16 protein-coding genes and 1 tRNA gene are annotated in these 16,003 nt (G+C 68.7%); 9 read left to right on the forward strand and 8 right to left on the reverse strand.

Features of this window, described 5'->3' with window-relative positions; translation table 11 throughout:
• Positions 1-131 precede the first annotated feature (131 nt).
• The 4 genes from A3OM_RS0111280 to A3OM_RS0111295 all read left to right on the forward strand — a co-directional run bounded on the left by A3OM_RS0111280 (position 132) and on the right by A3OM_RS0111295 (position 8,301).
• Positions 132-4,424 carry a translocation/assembly module TamB domain-containing protein gene (locus A3OM_RS0111280; RefSeq protein WP_018043864.1) on the forward strand — a complete coding sequence of 1,431 codons (4,293 nt, stop codon included), beginning with the start codon at positions 132-134 and terminating at the stop codon, positions 4,422-4,424.
• Positions 4,425-4,570: 146 nt separating this feature from the next.
• A complete protein-coding gene (locus tag A3OM_RS0111285; protein ID WP_018043865.1) occupies positions 4,571-5,227 on the forward strand; it encodes a DUF47 domain-containing protein in 657 nt (218 codons plus the stop codon).
• A 5-nt stretch (positions 5,228-5,232) separates the two neighbouring features.
• A complete protein-coding gene (locus tag A3OM_RS0111290; RefSeq protein ID WP_018043866.1) occupies positions 5,233-6,240 on the forward strand; it encodes an inorganic phosphate transporter in 1,008 nt (335 codons plus the stop codon).
• Between the two features lie 384 nt (positions 6,241-6,624).
• Entirely contained in the window at positions 6,625-8,301 is a 1,677-nt protein-coding gene (locus tag A3OM_RS0111295; protein WP_026175943.1) for a methyl-accepting chemotaxis protein, read from the forward strand.
• Positions 8,302-8,400: 99 nt separating this feature from the next.
• Here A3OM_RS0111295 and A3OM_RS0111300 read toward each other — a convergent pair whose 3' ends face one another.
• Positions 8,401-8,775 (reverse strand): hypothetical protein, encoded by a 375-nt coding sequence (locus tag A3OM_RS0111300; RefSeq protein WP_018043868.1) that lies wholly within the window; start codon positions 8,773-8,775, stop codon positions 8,401-8,403.
• A 90-nt stretch (positions 8,776-8,865) separates the two neighbouring features.
• Positions 8,866-10,488, reverse strand: a complete 1,623-nt coding sequence (locus A3OM_RS0111305) for an ABC-F family ATP-binding cassette domain-containing protein (protein WP_018043869.1) — start codon at positions 10,486-10,488, stop codon at positions 8,866-8,868.
• A gap of 154 nt (positions 10,489-10,642) precedes the next feature.
• On the opposite strand from A3OM_RS0111305, the gene A3OM_RS0111310 reads away from it, so the two are divergent.
• The 4 genes from A3OM_RS0111310 to A3OM_RS0111325 all read left to right on the forward strand — a co-directional run bounded on the left by A3OM_RS0111310 (position 10,643) and on the right by A3OM_RS0111325 (position 12,377).
• Positions 10,643-11,143 carry a peptide deformylase gene (locus A3OM_RS0111310; protein WP_026175944.1) on the forward strand — a complete coding sequence of 167 codons (501 nt, stop codon included), beginning with the start codon at positions 10,643-10,645 and terminating at the stop codon, positions 11,141-11,143.
• Positions 11,140-11,565, forward strand: a complete 426-nt coding sequence (locus tag A3OM_RS0111315) for a hypothetical protein (RefSeq protein WP_043764325.1) — start codon at positions 11,140-11,142, stop codon at positions 11,563-11,565. Before A3OM_RS0111310 ends, A3OM_RS0111315 begins: the two co-directional genes overlap by 4 nt.
• Positions 11,566-11,675: 110 nt before the next feature.
• On the forward strand, positions 11,676-11,984 hold the full coding sequence (locus A3OM_RS0111320) for a hypothetical protein (protein ID WP_018043872.1): 309 nt from the start codon (positions 11,676-11,678) through the stop codon (positions 11,982-11,984).
• A 207-nt stretch (positions 11,985-12,191) separates the two neighbouring features.
• Positions 12,192-12,377: a hypothetical protein gene (locus tag A3OM_RS0111325; RefSeq protein WP_244474456.1), complete on the forward strand. Its 186-nt coding sequence runs from the start codon at positions 12,192-12,194 to the stop codon at positions 12,375-12,377.
• An 89-nt stretch (positions 12,378-12,466) separates the two neighbouring features.
• Here A3OM_RS0111325 and A3OM_RS0111330 read toward each other — a convergent pair whose 3' ends face one another.
• The 6 genes from A3OM_RS0111330 to A3OM_RS0111355 all read right to left on the reverse strand — a co-directional run bounded on the left by A3OM_RS0111330 (position 12,467) and on the right by A3OM_RS0111355 (position 15,213).
• Positions 12,467-12,676, reverse strand: coding sequence for a hypothetical protein (locus tag A3OM_RS0111330; protein ID WP_051074402.1), 210 nt, complete (start codon positions 12,674-12,676; stop codon positions 12,467-12,469).
• 158 nt (positions 12,677-12,834) lie between these two features.
• Positions 12,835-13,143, reverse strand: a complete 309-nt coding sequence (locus tag A3OM_RS0111335; RefSeq protein WP_018043875.1) for a hypothetical protein — start codon at positions 13,141-13,143, stop codon at positions 12,835-12,837.
• Positions 13,144-13,439: 296 nt separating this feature from the next.
• Positions 13,440-13,913, reverse strand: a complete 474-nt coding sequence (locus tag A3OM_RS0111340) for a DUF2934 domain-containing protein (RefSeq protein WP_018043876.1) — start codon at positions 13,911-13,913, stop codon at positions 13,440-13,442.
• A gap of 84 nt (positions 13,914-13,997) precedes the next feature.
• The gene (locus tag A3OM_RS0111345; protein WP_018043877.1) at positions 13,998-14,258 is read right to left on the reverse strand and encodes a hypothetical protein; all 261 of its coding nucleotides are present in this window, start codon (positions 14,256-14,258) and stop codon (positions 13,998-14,000) included.
• A gap of 134 nt (positions 14,259-14,392) precedes the next feature.
• The gene (locus A3OM_RS0111350) at positions 14,393-14,800 is read right to left on the reverse strand and encodes a hypothetical protein (RefSeq protein ID WP_018043878.1); all 408 of its coding nucleotides are present in this window, start codon (positions 14,798-14,800) and stop codon (positions 14,393-14,395) included.
• Positions 14,797-15,213, reverse strand: a complete 417-nt coding sequence (locus tag A3OM_RS0111355) for a hypothetical protein (protein ID WP_018043879.1) — start codon at positions 15,211-15,213, stop codon at positions 14,797-14,799. Before A3OM_RS0111355 ends, A3OM_RS0111350 begins: the two co-directional genes overlap by 4 nt.
• A 318-nt stretch (positions 15,214-15,531) precedes the next feature.
• On the opposite strand from A3OM_RS0111355, the gene A3OM_RS0111360 reads away from it, so the two are divergent.
• A tRNA-Ile gene (locus tag A3OM_RS0111360) sits at positions 15,532-15,607 on the forward strand.
• The last annotated feature ends 396 nt before the right edge of the window (positions 15,608-16,003 follow it).

The following is a 16,003-nucleotide window of genomic DNA, read 5'->3' on the forward strand; positions in this document are numbered from 1 at the left end:
CTCTGCGGGGGAGGGTGCCTGCGGAGCACGCGGGAGAGGGGACGACCTCTCCGAATGCGGCGCTCCCCTCTCCCGACCCGCTTCGCGGGCCACCCTCCCCCGCAAAGGGGGGAGGGAGAACGCGCGTCATCGTGGCCGTCTTCGGCCTGACCGTCTGCATCGCCGTTCCCGCCACCCACACCCGTGCCGACGACGGCGAGAAGACCGTGCTCGGCGGGCTCCTGTCGAAGGCTTTGTCCACGCCGGGCTCCCAGGTATCCATCGGTGCCGTGGACGGGGCGCTGTCCTCCAACGCCACGATCCGCGACGTGGTGATCAGCGATCGCAACGGGGCTTGGCTGAAGCTCGACAAGGCGCGCCTGGTCTGGAGCCGCCTCGCCCTCCTCTCGGGTCGCCTGCAGGTGGACAGCCTGGAGATCGGCCGCCTCGAAGTGCTGCGCCGTCCCCTCCCCGCCCCGGTCTCGGCGACGCCGGAACCCGATGGCTCGCTGCTGCCCGAATTGCCCGTGAAGGTGGAGATCACCGCCTTCAAGCTCGCCGAACTCGTCCTCGGCGAGACCGTCGCCGGTCAGCCGGCGCGCCTGTCCGCCGAGGGGAAGGCCAAGCTCGGCGCCCCGTCCGAAGGGCTCGACCTCGACCTGTCCGTGCGCCGCCTCGACGCCACCGGGCAGTTCGTCGCCCGCCTGCTCTTCGTGCCCAAGGGCGAGAAGCTCGAGGTGAAGACCACCCTGGTGGAGGCCGCCGGTGGCCTCCTCTCCAAATTCGCCAACCTCCCCGGCGAGCCGCCGATCAACCTCGATCTCGACGGACGCGGCACCCTCGATGCCTGGAACGCTCGGCTGGATTTCGACGCGGGCCCCGATCTCGGCGCCAAGGGCACGGCCCGCATCGCCCGCGCCGGCGCCGACCGCTCCCTCACCCTCGACCTCTCCTCGCGGATCGAGGGCCTCCTGCCCGGCCCGGCGGCGGCGATCTTCTCCGGCACCACCAAGCTCGACGGAGCCCTGCGCTTTGCCGATAACGGCGCCTTCGGCATCGACCGCCTCGCCCTCGCCTCCCGCACCGCCCGCCTCGATGCCTCGGGCAACCTCACGCCCGAGCGGGTCGCCGATTTCACGATCTCCGCCCGCGCCGTCCCCACCGATGGCAGCGTCACCAAGGCGGCCAATGCCGAGCTCGACACCCTCGTCTTCGACGGGACCGTGAAGGGTCCTATCGCCCGGCCACGGGTGAACGGCGACCTCAAGGCGGCGGGCCTGCGCGCGGACGGCAACGTCCTCGAGCGGATCGCCGCCAGCCTCGCCATGGAACCCACGGGCGGCGATCCCAGCGCCACCCGCTTCGCGCTCCGTGCGGATGCCAATGTGGAGGGGTTGAAGCTCGCCGACCCGGCCCTGCGCCGGGCGGTGGGATCGCGGGGTGCCTTCACCTTCCGGGGCACCCTCCAGCCCGACGGCGTGGTCGATGTGGCAGCGTTCGATCTCGACGCGCCCACAGCCACGCTCTCCTATGCCGGCCGCGTCGGCCAGAACACGCTCACCGGCACGCTGAAGGCGGGCCTCGCCGATCTCTCGGCCTTCTCCGATGTCGCCGACCGGACCCTGGCCGGCAGCGTCGCCGTGAAGGCGAATTTGAGCGGGGACCCCGCCCGCAAGGCAGTGACCGCCGATGTAGACGCGACGACAAAGGGACTCGTCCTCGGCCTGCCGGCCCTCGACCGGCTCCTGGGCCGCGAGCCACATTTCTCGGGCAGACTATCTCAGGTCTTCGACGGGTACAGCTTCGATGGCGTGAAGCTCGACGGCGCCGAGATGGTGGCCCGGTTGGAGGGCAAGGCCACGGCACGCCTCGCCGACGCCAAGCTCCTGGTGGACGTGAAGACCCTCTCGGCCATCGATCCGCGCCTTGCCGGCCGCGCCCTCCTCGACGGGCGGCTCTCCGGAACCCTGGAGAAGCCGGACCTCACCGCCACCCTCACCGCCGCCGACGGACGCGCACTCGGCCGCCCGATCCGGGACCTCCGCGTGGCCGCGACGCTCAAGGACCTCACCGGGGCGCTCGACGGGACTCTGGCGCTGGGCGGCGAGATTGGCGGCAAGACCCTGCGCGGGGACGTGCATCTCGCCCGCACGAGCGCGGATTGGTCCCTCGACCGGCTCGCTGTGAATCTCGGCTCGGCCACCCTCGCCGGTAAGGCGGCCGTCGATGCGGCGACCCTCCTGACTCAGGGCAGCGTCACGCTCTCGGCCGCCAATCTCGACGACCTGTCGCCGCTCGCCCTCACGCCGCTCGCCGGCAGCCTCGACGCGACCGTCGCCCTCTCGCGCGAGGGGGGACGCCAGGACGCGTCGGTGAAGGCCAAGGGCGCCTCCCTGCGTTCGGGCGAAATCGGCCTCGCGCAACTCGACGCCGATCTCACCGGCCGCGATCTCCTCGCCCATCCCGTCGTGGACGGGCGTGTCAATGCCGACCGGGTCATCGCCGCCGGCGAGTCCATCGACACCGTGCGCCTCCTGGCCGTGGGGTCGCCCAATGCCAGCGACATCACCCTCACCGCCAAAGCGCGCGGCTTCGATCTCGACGGTGCCGCCCGGCTGGTTCCGGCCGAGGCCACGCGGATCGAGCTGTCGCGCTTCTCCGCGTCACGCGGCAAGGATCGTCTGGCACTGGCCGGCCCGGCGACCGTCACCCTCGACCGGGGGTCGGCCGTCATCGACGGCCTCGTCATCGCAGCCGGTACCGGTCGGGTCAGCCTCGCCGGAAGGGCCGGATCGAATCTCGACCTGAAGCTCGGCATCCGGGCGCTGCCCCTGGCGCTCGCCCGTATCGCCTCGCCGAGCCTCGCCCTCACCGGCACCCTCGACGGGGACGCCGATATCCGCGGCACCAGTGCGCGGCCGGAGGGGCACTATGCCCTGTCGGTGGCGAAGGTCGTGACGCCGGAGACGCGCAAGGCCGGCCTGCCGCCCATCGACGCCAAGGCGAGCGGCACCCTGAGCGACGGCCGCGCCGGGATCGAGGGCCGTGTCTCGGCCGGTCGCGGGGCCGAGCTGACTCTTGCCGGCTTCCTGCCCGTCTCGGCGGGCGGACCCATCGCGCTGAAACTGCGCGGCACCTTCGACGCGGCCATGGCCAACAGCCTGCTCAGCGTCGGCGGCCAGCGGGTCGCCGGCCGGATCGCCCTCGACGGGGGCGTGTCGGGCACCCTCGACGCGCCCCGTGCCGAGGGTGCCGCCACCCTCTCCGGCGGCAGCTTCACCGATCCGCTCCAGGGCATCGCCCTCAAGCAGATCGAGGGCCGCGTCACCGGGCGCGGCGATACCCTCGTGGTGGAGCGCCTCACCGCGCAGACCCGGAACGGCGGCGGCCTCCAGGCCAGCGGCCGCGTGGCCCTGGACCCGAATGGCGGGTTCCCCGGCACGTTCAAGATCACCGCCGAGCGGGCCGAGCTCGTCTCCAGCCCCATCGTCACCGCCACCGCGAGTCTCAACCTCGCCTTGAGCGGTCCTCTGGCGCGGACGCCGAAAGTGTCGGGGCGGGTCGACCTCGTCTCCGTCGACGTGACCGTCCCCGATCGTCTGCCGGCCACGGTGCAGCCCCTGCCCGGCGTGCGCCGGGTCAATACGCCCGCGGACGTGCGGGCGCGCGTCGATGCGAAGGCCGACCGCAAGGCGAAGGTCGCGGCTCTGGGCAAGCGCAGGAAGGCGCCTCCACCCTTCGACGCGACGCTGGACGTGGCCGTCCATGCGCCGAACCGCATCTTCGTGCGCGGGCGCGGCATCGACGCGGAACTCGGCGGCGACCTGCGCCTCACCGGCACCTCTCGTGACCCGGTGGCGGTGGGGGATTTCGCCATGCGCCGCGGCCGTCTCAGCATCATCGGCCAGCGCCTCGACTTCACCCGCGGCCGCCTCGCCTTCAACGGCGAACTCGCGATCCCCGATCTCGACTTCCAGGCCGAGACCAAGGCCGCCGAGGTCACCGCCCGCGTCGCCGTGACCGGCCCGGCCAACCAGCCCGACTTCGTCCTCACCTCCGACCCGTCCCTGCCGCAGGACGAGGTGCTGTCGCGGCTGCTGTTCAAGAAGGCGGCCGGGGGGCTGTCGCCGTTCCAGGCGTTGCAGCTCGCCCAGGCGGTGTCGCAGCTCTCCGGCGGTGCCGGCGGCCCCGACGTGTTCGAACAGGCCCGCAAGGGCCTCGGGCTCGACAGCCTCGACGTCTCCACCGGCGCCAGCGGTGGCCCGGCGCTGGGGGCCTCGCGCTACCTCAGCGACCGTCTCAGCGTCGGTGTGAAGGCCGGCGCCAAGCCCCAGGATACCGCCGCCACGGTAGATTACGACGTGACCCGCCGCATCAAGATCCAGGGCGAGGCCGGCAGCGACGGCCGCACCGCCGTGGGGGTGGGCGCCGAATGGGAATATTGACGGGGTCGGAGCGAATGACCGGCACCGGAGCGGCCTCGAAGACGTTACCGACCGGCAGGACTCTCACGGCCACGGTGGCACGACGGCTGACATAGCCTGCGACGCCGAACGGAGAGTGCCCGCCACATCGGGAAGGGGCACGCCGAATGATGGGCTGGTTTCGGGCCTTGATGCCGCGGGAGGATCGCTTCTTCGACCTGTTCGAGCGCCATTCCCAGACCCTCGTCGCGGGTGCGGAGGCGCTCCAGGGCGTCCTGAAGGGCGGCGACGGCGTGCCCGGCTACTGCCAAGTGATTGTCGACCGCGAGCATGAGGCCGACGCGATCACCGCGGAGGTCCTGCTCGCGGTCCGGCGCAGCTTCATAACCCCGTTCGACCGCGGCGACATCAAGGACCTGATCCAATCGATGGACGATGCCATCGACCAGATGAACAAGACCGTGAAGACCATCGCCCTCTACGAGATCCGCTCCTTCGAGCCTCTCATGCGCGAGATGGGCGACACCGTGATCGAGGCGGCGCGGCTCACGGCCGAGACGATCCCCCTTCTCAACGCGGTCGGCACCCATGCGGCGCGGATCAACTCTCTCACCGAGCGGATTACTCGCGTCGAGGGGCGGTCGGACGAGTTGCAGGAGCGCGGCCTCAAGGCCCTCTACCGGGCCCATCGCAAGGATGGCGGCGACGGCGACACCATGGCCTACATCATCGGCGCCGAGATCTACGGGCATCTGGAGGATGTGGTCGACCGGTTCGAGGACGTCGCGAACGAGATCAGTGGCATCGTGATCGAGAACGTGTGACGGGCATGGACGCCGCCTCCCTCGCGCTGCCGGCGCTGGCCGGCCTCATCGCCGTCGCCCTCTTCTTCGACTTCCTCAACGGCTTGCACGACGCGGCCAATTCCATCGCCACCATCGTCTCGACCCGGGTGCTGCGCCCGCAATACGCGGTGCTCTGGGCGGCGTTCTTCAACTTCATCGCGTTTCTGTTCTTCGGCCTTCACGTGGCGCAGACCCTGGGGACCGGGATCGTCGATGCCGGGATCATCGATCCGCGCGTCATCCTGAGCGCGCTGGTCGGCGCCATCGCCTGGAACATCGCCACCTGGGTGCTCGGCATCCCGTCGAGTTCTTCGCACGCCCTGGTCGGTGGCCTCGTCGGGGCGGGCATCACCAAGGCGGGGTTCGACGTCGTGGTCTGGTCCGGCCTGTCGAAGACGATCGCGGCCATCGTGCTCTCGCCGCTCATCGGATTCCTGCTCGCTCTCCTCCTCGTGCTGATCGTGTCCTGGACCTGCCGGCGCGCCACGCCGTTCGGGGTCGACCGGAGCTTCCGCCTCCTGCAATTCGTCTCGGCCTCGCTCTATTCCCTCGGCCATGGCGGCAACGACGCCCAGAAGACCATGGGGATCATCGCGGTGCTGCTCTACTCGCAGGGGCATCTGGGGAGCAGCTTCCACATTCCGCTCTGGGTGGTCCTGGCCTGCCAATCGGCCATGGCGCTCGGGACCCTCTTCGGCGGTTGGCGCATCGTCCACACGATGGGCTCGAAGATCACCCGGCTGAACCCGATGCAGGGCTTCTGCGCCGAGACGGGTGGCGCCATTACCCTGTTCCTGGCGACATGGCTCGGTGTCCCGGTCTCGACCACCCATACCATTACCGGCGCCATCGTCGGCGTCGGCGCGGCCCGCCGGACCTCGGCGGTGCGTTGGGGTATTGCCGGGAACATCGTCGTCGCCTGGGTCCTGACCCTGCCCGCCGCCGCGCTCATCGCCGCATGCTGCTACGTCCTGACGGGCTGGCTCGGCTGAGCGGTCTTGCTTGGCTCGCCTGGAACCATGACGCCGCAAACCTCCGCGCGAGACCCTTATGCTCTTGGTCAGTGGGAGATCAGGCACGCCTCACCGTGCCGTTGCTGTGCCGTTATTGGCAGCAAGTTGTGATGCTCGTGAATACTGAGAGAGGTTTCGCGGTAACGTTTTCGTGAGGTGAGCGTGTTAGTCTATGATTTGTCATTATTAAGTAATGGCGGAGAGATCGAAAGTTTATTTAAATAAGTTTGAATAATCAATCGTTTAGTCAAGATTAATATAAATCACTTTAAGATGAATTATATTGCATACAAGTAGTTATGGAATATTAAGCAAGATCCTCTATCAGGTTGTTATCATCGTATCGTTGGGGGGGTATAAGTCATGCGTTTGTCGGTCAAGGCCGTACTGATAGGTCTATTCAGCATCGTCGTTTCGATTTCGGCCGCGCAGGGCTTGGTGGCTCTATACAAGCTTCAGGACATCGGCACCAAGATCGACGTGCTGGTCGACAATGCCGTGCCGTCGGTGACACAGGCCGACAAGATCAATCGTCTGGTGCTCCGGGTCCGTACGTCCCAGCTGCGCTACCTGACCGCTCCCAACAGCACCATCGAGCAGGCCGATCTCAAGCTTGCGAACGAGATGATGCTGGAGCGCAATAAGTCCGTCGAAGACTACAAGCCCCTGATCACCGGAGCGGATGAGAAGGCGGCCTACGACGACCTCATCGCCAAGATGGAGATTCTCAAGGCCGATTGGGGAAAGCTCCGCTCCATGCGCGAGACCGACAGGGAGCAGGCGCTGAGCTTCTTCCGCGAAGGCAACCACGCGAATTATCGGGCGGTCGCCGACGCGGCCACCCGTCTGGTGGAGATCAATGTGGCGGCCGCCAATGCCGCCGGAGAGGCGGCGCGCAGCCAGCAGGCCGAAGCGATCCGGATCTCGACCATCATGCTCACAGTCTGCATCGTGATGGCGGTCTCCGCCATGATCTTCTCGTTCCTCGGCGTGGCCCGCCCGATCGAGCGCATGACCCAGGCCATGCGTCACATCGCCGGCGGTGACGAGACGACCGCCGTGCCGTCCATGGGCCGCCGCGACGAAATCGGCGAGATGGCCCAGGCGGTGGAAGTGTTCCGGACCAACCTGATCCGCACGCGTCAGCTCGAAGAGGACACGGTCCTCGCTCGGGCTTCCGCCGAGGAGCAGCGCCGGGCGGGCACGCGCAAGATGGCCGAGGATTTCGAGACGGCCGTCGGCGGCATCATCGGCATGGTTTCCTCCTCGGCCACCGAGCTTCAGGCCACGGCGCAGGCCATGACGGTGACGGCGACGCAGACCGCGTCGCAATCCACCACCGTGGCCGCCGCCGCCGAGGAAGCCGCCGTCAACGTGAACACCGTCGCTGCCGCCGCCGAGGAACTCGGCACGTCCGTGCAGGAGATCGGCCGACAGGTTTCGAGCTCCGCCACTCTCGCGCAATCCGCCGTCACGGAGGCCGACACCACGGCCGGCCTGGTGCAGGAACTCAGCGGTGCCGTGAGCCGGATCGGGGATGTGGTGAGCCTGATCTCGACCATCGCCAGCCAGACCAACCTGCTCGCCCTCAACGCCACCATCGAGGCCGCACGCGCGGGCGAAGCGGGCCGGGGTTTTGCGGTGGTCGCCGCCGAGGTGAAGGAACTGGCCAACCAGACGGCTCGCGCCACAGAGGAGATCTCCCAGCAGATCGGCCACATCCAGGGCGCCACCGGCCAGGCGGTCTCGGCCATCGGTTCGATCACGATGCGAATCCGGGACATCAATGCCGTAGCCACTGCCATCGCGGCGGCGGTCGAGCAGCAGAGCGCGGCGACGCAGGAGATCGTGCGCAACGTCTCGCAGGCCTCGGCCGGTACCAACGAGGTGACGAGCAATATCGCCGGCGTGGCCAGTGCTGCCGAAGAGACCGGAGCCGCCGCGAGCCAGGTGCTCGGCGCCGCTGGCGAACTGTCCCAGCAATCCGAACATCTCACCGGAGAAGTGCACCGCTTCCTCGCCACGGTGCGGGCCGCCTGACCCGACTCCACCGCGCGGACCTGCAAACGGGTCGGGCTCGCGGGAGCCCGGCCCGTTCTCATGTCGAGGGTCCGGGTTCACCCCCGGAGGACGAAACCCTTACCGTCCGTCGCTCACCCTCTGTCCCGTCTCGCCGTAGCCGAGGCGGGCTCCCTGGCGGTTGACGCTTCCGAAGCGCAGGACGGCCTGTTCGAGGTAGTCGATCGCATCGATGAGGGCATCCCGCGCGGCCCCGACCGTCTCGTCGCCGTCCTCGGGCGGCGTCTCGGCGAGATTGACCGCGGCGATGAGGACCCGGTCACGCTCCTCCTCGATGCGGCGGTCGCGTTCCACATGTCCGCGTACGTCGGCATCGAAGGCCTCGACCACCGCCCAGGGCAGTGCGTCCTTCGACGACGATGCGTCGAAGGCGCGGGCCTTGCGCCGGGCCTGCGTGGCCGCCGCCCTGACGATGTCGGCAAGCTTGGCATCCATGGTCGGTCTCCTGGGGTGATCGGGTTCGAGGCGCTTTCATTGCCGTGCATCCCCTCGCCCCGCCCGCGGGGAGAGGGGGAAATCAGCCGCTCAGCTCCTCAGCCCCGGTGCCTCCTGGCCGGTGCGCGCGACGTATTCGGTGTACCCGCCGCCATATTGATGGATGCCGTCGGCGGTGAGTTCGAGGACGCGGTTCGACAGGGCGGCGAGGAAGTGCCGGTCGTGGCTCACGAACAGCATCGTGCCCTCGTAGTTCGCGAGCGCGGTGATGAGCATCTCCTTGGTGCCCATGTCGAGGTGGTTGGTCGGCTCGTCGAGGACGAGGAAGTTCGGTGGGTCGAACAGCATCTTGGCCATGACCAGCCGGGCCTTCTCGCCGCCCGAGAGCACGCGGCAGCGTTTCTCCACGTCGTCGCCCGAGAAGCCGAAGCAGCCGGCCAGCGCCCGCAAGCTCCCCTGCCCCGCCTGCGGGAACGAGCGCTCCAGGTCCTGGAATACGGTGAGCTCGCCGTCGAGGAGGTCCATGGCGTGCTGGGCGAAGTAGCCGAGCTTGACGCTTCCCCCCACCGCGATGCTGCCGTCGTCGGGCGGGGTCGAGCCGGTCACGAGCTTGAGCAGGGTCGACTTGCCGGCGCCGTTGATGCCCATCACGCACCAGCGCTCCCGGCGACGGATGGAGAAGTCTAGCCCCTCGTAGATGGTGCGGCTGCCGTAGCGCTTGTGCACGTTCTTGATGATGACGACGTCGTCGCCGGAGCGCGGCGCCGGCTGGAACTCGAACGCCACCGATTGCCGGCGCTTGGGAGGCTCCACCCGCTCGATCTTGTCGAGCTTCTTCACCCGGCTCTGTACCTGCGCGGCGTGGGAGGCCCGCGCCTTGAACCGCTCGATGAACTTGATCTCTTTGGCGAGCATCGCCTGCTGGCGCTCGAACTGCGCCTGCTGGTGCGTCTCGTTGAGCGCCCGCTGCTGCTCGTAGAAGACGTAATCCCCCGAATAGGTGGTGAGGGTGCCGCCGTCGATCTCGATGACCTTGGAGACGATGCGGTTCATGAACTCGCGGTCGTGCGAGGTCATCAGCAGGGCGCCCTCGTAGTTCTTGAGGAAGGCTTCCAGCCAGATCAGGCTTTCCAGGTCGAGATGGTTGGAGGGCTCGTCGAGGAGCATCACGTCCGGGTTCATCAGGAGGATGCGGGCCAAAGCCACACGCATCTTCCAGCCGCCCGAGAGCTTGCCGACGTCGCCGTCCATCATCTCCTGGGAAAAGCTCAGGCCCGCCAGAACCTCGTAGGCCCGGCCCTCGAGGGCGTAGCCGTCGAGCTCCTCGAACCGGGCCTGGACCTCGCCGTAGCGCTCGACGAGGGCATCCATCTCGTCCATCCGGTCCGGATCGGCGAGGCCGGCCTCGATCTGCTTCAGTTCTGTGGCGACCACGCTCACCGGGCCGGCCCCGTCCATCACGGCGGAGACGACGGAGCAGCCGGCCATCTCGCCGACATCCTGGCTGAAATAGCCGATGGTGATGCCCCGGTCGGTGGCGACCTGGCCCTCGTCGGGCTCCTCCTCGCCGGTGATCATCCGGAACAGGGTGGTCTTGCCGGCGCCGTTCGGCCCCACGAGGCCGACCTTCTCGCCCTTCTGGAGCGCGGCCGACGCCTCGATGAAGACGATCTGCCGTCCGTTCTGCTTGCCGATTTTCTCGAGGCGGATCATGCGCGCATCGGTGTCCTGAGATGTGTCCCGCGGCCTTACGGCATGGAGCGCGGAAGCGGAAGGCGGGCGCTCCCGCCACCATGCGTCGCGTTTGGACACCGCCCGGTCGATCGCGTATCCACGCCCCAGCCCATTCCGTGAGGTGCCCTGCCCCGTGCCGGTCCAGTCGCTGATTCTCTATCCCGATCCAAGGCTGCGCTTGGCCGCCGAGCCGGTCACCGTGTTCGACGACGCCCTGCGGCGGGATGCTGCGGAGCTGGTGGAGGCCCTCTCCCGCGTCTCCGCCATCGGTCTCGCCGGGCCGCATGTGGGCTGGCTCGCCCGGGTGGTGGTCCTGCGCCTGGAGCCGGGCACGCCGGCTTCGATCTACGTCAATCCGCAGATCACCTTCGCGTCGGACGAGACCGGTCCCCAGACCGAGGGCAGCGTCTCCATGCCCGGCGTCACGGACGTCGTGGAGCGGGCGGTGACGGTGCGGCTGCGCTACGACGACCTCGACGGGACCGGGCACGAGATCGAGGCGGAGGGGTTCGAGGCGGCCTGCCTCCAGCACGAGATCGACCAGCTCGACGGCATCTTCTGGATCGAGCGCCTGTCGCGGCTTCGGCGGGAGCGGGCCGTGAAGCGCTATGCCAAAGCGAAGCGGGCGGCATGAGAAGCGGGTATCGTCGCCACCTGCCGGCAGCCGTGATCCTCGCCGTCGCGGCAGGATGCCCGTGCGCCGAAGCGCAGCCGGCCAAGCCCCCCGCCCCCCCGGTTTCCGCATCGGCCTCGGCGCCCGCGATCGGCTGTCCGTCGCTCGCCAACCTGCGTCTGCTCCTGCGGCAATCGGGGGGCGACGCGAAGATCGCGGCGGCGACCCTGGCCGATCCCAAGGCCGATCACCTGAGCTGCAACCTCCTCGGCCGCGATACGGTGAATGCCATCACCGACCACGCGGCACTCAACGGCAACGAGTACGATTGCGTCGGCGTCACCGGGACCAGCATCTGTTCCTGGACCATCGCGGGAACGGTCGTACCGGTCGATCCCGCGCGCGCGGCCAAGAAGGCGCCTCCCGCCAAAGCCAAGCGCTGACGGCCGATCCTGAATTGCCACAGGTGGCGGACGGCTCATCGGTCGCGGACGCCGATGCCCCGGGCGCCCTATATTCCCGTCGCGAAAGCAACGCCGGAGGAGGTCACGCCATGATGCCGCAGAAGCGCTGGGGATTCGTCATCCTGCTCGTCATCGCTGCGTCGAAGGCGGCCTCGGCCGGCGATGCCTCGCCGCGCGACGTCGTCGCCTGCGATACGTTGGTTCAACTGCGTGTCCTGATGGGACGGACGCCATCCGATCCTGCCGCGGCATCGGCCGATCTCTCCGGTCATCCCGGATGCCGCCGAATCGCCCGTGATCGCGTCGGCGCTCCCGAGCACCGCGCCATGATCGGCGGAGCCCCGTTCGAATGCCTCGCGGTGACCGGGGAGGCCTCCTGCTTCTGGATCATGCCGTAGGCGTCGATTCCTGCCGAAGTCGATTCCTGCCGAAACCGGATCTTCGGTGGATAATACCGATGCGCTTTCCGCCGATCCGCCCTAACTTGGCCGTAACGACGGGGGGCGGAAATGATGGGCGGAACGGCCGGATCGTGCGGTAGGAATGCGGTGGCGCGCCGGCGAGGCTGGATCGTCGGAATCGCCGCTGTGGGATTATTGGGAATCGTGTCCCCGACCCATGCCGAGGCTCCGATCAAGAGCCCTCAGGACGCCGCCTGTCGCAACGAGGCACGCGCGAAGGTGTTCGTCACGCCCGACCCGGGTGGGATCGGGCTCTACGCCATCGGCCGTCAGATCTACTCGGCCTGCATGGCGCGCTCGCAGCCCCGCACCGCTCGTCGGCGGCGCTAAAAGTGCCTCACGAAACTACCGATCACGGTCGGTTCTCGCTCCGGCCATGAAGGCGGAGCGGGAGTTTGTGAGAGGCCCCGAGCTGGGGATCAGACGCTGCGCGGAGCGCCGATGCGTGCCCGCAGACGCAGGCGCAGGTTTTCGTTGGCCGTGGCGTCCGCATCCACCGCGAACATCAGCCGGAGCAGCCGGCTGATCGGGGTCGTGCCGTCCTCGACTGCGGCCTCGACCTGGTCCTGGAGCGCCATCCGCTCGTAAGGACGCTGAGAATCGAAGCTCGACTGGGCCTGCTGCGCCATGGTCTGCGTTCCGTCGCTCGGGGCCATTTTCCCCGGGCGGTTGGCTACGCGAAGACGTCCGCCTCCGCCAGTCCCTTTCGTCGACTATTCATAGCCGACGACCGGTTCTGACGCATTTGTGTCATGTGTGGCTTGCAGAGCGGTACCAGCCACGACCCTCAGCGTGGGACGATATGGAGCCCGTCATCGGGGAGCAGGTTGCGCGCCGGCCCACCGGTCTGCTGCCCGCGCCCCTGCTGGTAATAGGGAAGTTCCGGCCGGCGGTCGTTGTCGCTGCCCGAATCGTATTCCCAGGCCTGGTTCCAGGGCGCGCGACCGCCCACGCCGATGCCGCCGGTGGAATCGACCTCCCGCACCACCGGCCGCTCCCGATAGGGGCCTGCCCCAGCCTCGGCAGCCGAGGAGGCGCCGACCAGGGGCGCGGCCATCATCGACACGGCGAACAAGGCGGAGAGGGCGGTCTTCATGGCGGGCCTCGAAAGGGTGGGCCGGGAATCGGCTCGCGTCGATGCGATGACCGTATAACGGCAAAGGTTGTCGCGCCGTTCCCCTCGGGCCGCCTCTCCCTCCCCTCTCGGCATCTCCCCGGCCCGGATTGCGCGCTCCAGGTGATCGGTCATGATCGCCACCACCGCCTCGCCTGGCGCCCTCGATGGCGGGTGCTCTCGGGGACCGGTTCGGCCGCGATGCCTGAAACCCCGTGGCGCAACAAGAAGCCCGACGCCCTGCGAGGGGCGACGGGCTTGAACGGTGCCGCCCGGCGTCAGTGGACGGTCGCGGCGGATTCCATCGGGGCGGCAGCGCGCGGCTTGGCGACCCTGCTGATCGGCTTGGCGGCCGTGGTGGTGCTCGACGCTGCCTTGGTCGTCTTGGAAGCGGCAGGCACCTTGGTGGAGGCAGGCTTCGCGGAGGCAGGCTTGGCCGATGCGGATTTGGCGCTGGCCGTCCTGGTCCGGCGCGGTGCGGTCTCGGACGGCTGGGCCACGGCCTTCTCGGCAACGGCCTTGGCGGCGGTGCCTGCACTGCGCGAGGCGCGGGGCTTCAGGGTCTTGGCCGGGCTCGGTGCCAGGCTGAGATCGGCGGTCACGGGCCGAACGTAGACCGGTGCGGCGAGGCTCACCGCACGTAGCTCGGCCTCGGCCATCAGCCAATGCTCATCGGCGCGGCCGAACACCCGGCCCTCGCCTTCCCAGATGGAATAGGCGCGCTCGCGCACCTGCTGTTCGAAAGGGATCATCCGCGCTCTCCTCGTGGGTGGTCGCCCCGATGGAAGCGGAGGTTGGTTAATCTCCGGTTAATGCTGCGCCGCAACGAGGCCGTGTCAGTCCTGCGAGAGCCGCCTCGCATTGGCGCGGACCTTCCGGCGGTATCCGGTGACCATGCTCTGGGTCGAGCCTCCGGTCGCCATGAGCAAGGCCGCTTCGCCGGCTGCCATGATCTTCTCGCTCACCATGCGTTGCGCCTCGATCTGCGCGGCCGGTCCGCCGAGGGACAGCTTGGCGAGGCGCAGGCCGATCACCTGCTGCGATTCCATCGCGAGCAGGGTCGCATCCATGCCGAGCTTCCACCACGCACCGAACATGTCAGTCCTTCCTGCGCCGCCGGGCGCACCGGCCGCGCTTATGCCACGCGGCCCGTCCTCGCGGTAAGGGCGACCTCGGACGAAAGGCCGCTGCCGCCTCACGATCTCGCGAACGGGCGCTCGGTCGCGGGCGCTCAGTCGAAGGAGCGCGACTTCGCCGACGATCCGCCGAGGCTGATCTTCTTCGGGGCCGAACCGCCGCCGAGGCTGATCTTGCGCGGCGGCGGGGGGGCGGCGGGATTCGGGGCGGCGGGCCGCGCGGATTTCATCTGCGCCTGGCCGTGGACCACCGAGCCGATCTCGCCGGCGACCCGGACGAGATCGTCCCGCTCGCAGGCACGGGCCACCGAGAGGCCGAGCTGATGCATGTGGCTCTTGCCGTAGAGGTAGACCGCGAGCTTGGCGCGGGTGGTGGGAGGGATCTCGGCGAGGATCTCGGGCAGGTCCTCGGGCTCGGCGCGATAGACCGCCCCGAGGAGATCGAGGGAGACCGGGCAGGCCGGATCCGGCTCGGCGCCGCTGGTGGGGTGCGACTGGGTCATGGAATACCTGTCTGGCTGGTTGAGCTCTGGGCGAGGATATCGGCCGGGGCCGTGTCGCCGGCGGCGGGCGGCTCGGGCGGTGTCGTCTGCGCCCGGACGATGGCATCCTCCGGGCGCGGTTGAGAAGTGAGCCGCGCCGCCGGACGCTCCGGCTGCAGACAGCCGCTGCAGACGGAGGCGATCGCGATGCGGGCGCGGCGATCCGCCCGTTCCCACACCGCTTCGCGCGCGGCCCGGGCCCGTGCCACCTCCTCCGCCGACGGCATTCCGCCGCCCGCGCCGATCTCGGCCGGAGCGGCGTCCGGAGGCCTGATTCTCAGCAGGAGCGGTTCCTGGGCCAGAACCGGCGATCCCGCAAGAGCCCAGGCGAAAGAGGATGCGGCGAGCCGGCAAGCGAGGATCGTGCGGCCCATCGGCTCCTCAATCGGGTCGACAGACCCCTTGTCCAACGCCGGAACGATCGTCGGCACAGGGTTAACATGAGCTTAACGCGAAGACGACCTTGCCCTTTGGGCTCCCCCGGTCTGACCCGGCACCGCTGTGCCTCTTCATCGAGTGGGAGCGTCTTGCGAGGGGGAGCGTCTTGCCCGTCCTACGCCGGGCGGCCCGGAACGGGTTCCGGACGCCTCGCCTGCACAAGACCGGATCGGGGAAATCGGCGACAATGCGTAAGGTTCGAACGCGCAGCCGCTGGACGAAGGCCCCTCTTTCCTTCTACGGGAAGAGGGGCAGGGCCTGTAGCTCAATGGTTAGAGCCGACCGCTCATAACGGTCTGGTTGCAGGTTCGAGTCCTGCCGGGCCCACCACTCACTCCCCGCGAACCACGGCAATTCGCGTTTCGCGGGAGACATGCGCAGTCTCAAGGACTTAACGAAAAGCTGGCGTTTGGCAGGCCCTCCTCCGGGGTGGTGCTGCGGACCTAATTCCGGGCAATTTTGGCCAGTTTCTCGCCTGCCGCCGGTGCAGCTTCCGCACCATTTCGGCTCGTCGTGCTGGAGACTGGTTCGCGTGCCGACGGAGCCTCGGTTCGCTGGCAGCCGTGCACTGGTGTGTGAGCGATCCCCGTCACTTCGGACTGGACTTGCGCTGCGAACGGAGCGGAACTGTCGGTGTTCGCAAGGCCTCCGACGCGGTGCGCCCTCGATCCCCCTGCCGATCCCTCGCGATCCGCGGGGTTGCGCTGGTGGCAGCAGACCCGCTGC

The sequence above is a fragment of the Methylobacterium sp. 88A genome (assembly GCF_000376345.1).
Lineage (GTDB): Bacteria > Pseudomonadota > Alphaproteobacteria > Rhizobiales > Beijerinckiaceae > Methylobacterium > Methylobacterium bullatum.

What these genes read in the sequence shown, in the direction of transcription:
- A3OM_RS0111285 (WP_018043865.1), top strand. Translation starts at nt 4,571, where the DNA reads ATGATGGGCTGGTTTCGGGCCTTGATGCCGCGGGAGGATCGCTTCTTC.
- A3OM_RS0111290 (WP_018043866.1), top strand. Translation starts at nt 5,233, where the DNA reads ATGGACGCCGCCTCCCTCGCGCTGCCGGCGCTGGCCGGCCTCATCGCC.
- A3OM_RS0111295 (WP_026175943.1), top strand. Translation starts at nt 6,625, where the DNA reads ATGCGTTTGTCGGTCAAGGCCGTACTGATAGGTCTATTCAGCATCGTC.
- A3OM_RS0111300 (WP_018043868.1), bottom strand. Translation starts at nt 8,775, where the DNA reads ATGGATGCCAAGCTTGCCGACATCGTCAGGGCGGCGGCCACGCAGGCC.
- A3OM_RS0111305 (WP_018043869.1), bottom strand. Translation starts at nt 10,488, where the DNA reads ATGATCCGCCTCGAGAAAATCGGCAAGCAGAACGGACGGCAGATCGTC.
- A3OM_RS0111315 (WP_043764325.1), top strand. Translation starts at nt 11,140, where the DNA reads ATGAGAAGCGGGTATCGTCGCCACCTGCCGGCAGCCGTGATCCTCGCC.
- A3OM_RS0111320 (WP_018043872.1), top strand. Translation starts at nt 11,676, where the DNA reads ATGATGCCGCAGAAGCGCTGGGGATTCGTCATCCTGCTCGTCATCGCT.
- A3OM_RS0111330 (WP_051074402.1), bottom strand. Translation starts at nt 12,676, where the DNA reads ATGGCGCAGCAGGCCCAGTCGAGCTTCGATTCTCAGCGTCCTTACGAG.
- A3OM_RS0111335 (WP_018043875.1), bottom strand. Translation starts at nt 13,143, where the DNA reads ATGAAGACCGCCCTCTCCGCCTTGTTCGCCGTGTCGATGATGGCCGCG.
- A3OM_RS0111340 (WP_018043876.1), bottom strand. Translation starts at nt 13,913, where the DNA reads ATGATCCCTTTCGAACAGCAGGTGCGCGAGCGCGCCTATTCCATCTGG.
- A3OM_RS0111345 (WP_018043877.1), bottom strand. Translation starts at nt 14,258, where the DNA reads ATGTTCGGTGCGTGGTGGAAGCTCGGCATGGATGCGACCCTGCTCGCG.
- A3OM_RS0111350 (WP_018043878.1), bottom strand. Translation starts at nt 14,800, where the DNA reads ATGACCCAGTCGCACCCCACCAGCGGCGCCGAGCCGGATCCGGCCTGC.
- A3OM_RS0111355 (WP_018043879.1), bottom strand. Translation starts at nt 15,213, where the DNA reads ATGGGCCGCACGATCCTCGCTTGCCGGCTCGCCGCATCCTCTTTCGCC.